At 70.8% G+C, this 634-nt stretch carries 1 protein-coding gene; it reads left to right on the top strand.

Annotated elements, in window-relative coordinates:
• Positions 1–87 precede the first annotated feature (87 nt).
• A partial coding sequence (locus tag J7523_RS20505) for a sigma-70 family RNA polymerase sigma factor (RefSeq protein WP_291890659.1) occupies positions 88–634 on the top strand: 547 nt, incomplete at its 3' end.

Raw genomic sequence — 634 nt, 5'->3', positions numbered from 1 at the left:
GTTCTTCATGGCCCCGGACGCGATTCCCCCGCGCGAGTGATCGGTGCGACTTGCCGAACGTGCGCGGCGGTGGTGTGATCGCCGCGCATGAGCCCGACATCCGCACACGGCGACATCCATCGCACCATCGACGCAGTCTGGCGGATGGAGTCGGCGCGCGTCATCGCCGGCCTGGTCCGCATGGTCCGCGACGTCGGCCTGGCCGAGGAACTGGCCCAGGACGCGCTGGTCGCCGCGCTGGAGAAGTGGCCGGAAACCGGCGTGCCCGACAACCCGGCCGCGTGGCTGACCACCACCGCGCGCAACCGCGCGATCGACCGCCTGCGGCACCTGAAGCTGCGCGACGAGAAGCACGTCCAGGCCGCCTACGAACTGGAGCAGCTGCAGGACGAGGCGGAGCGGCGCGAGGAACACCTGCTCGACGATCCGGTCGGCGACGACCTGCTGCGACTGATGTTCATCAGCTGCCATCCGGTGCTGCCGCCGGAATCGCGGGTGGCGCTGACCCTGCGCCTGCTCGGCGGCCTGGAAACCGGCGAGATCGCCCGTGCCTTCCTCGCCAGCGAACCGACCGTGGCGCAGCGCATCGTCCGCGCCAAGCGCACCCTGGCCGAGGCCAACGTGCCGTTCGAGA

It is taken from the genome of Cellulomonas sp., from assembly GCF_017744555.1.
Classification (GTDB): Bacteria; Actinomycetota; Actinomycetes; order Actinomycetales; family Cellulomonadaceae; genus Cellulomonas.
This window is presented reverse-complemented; position numbering and strand designations above follow the sequence as displayed.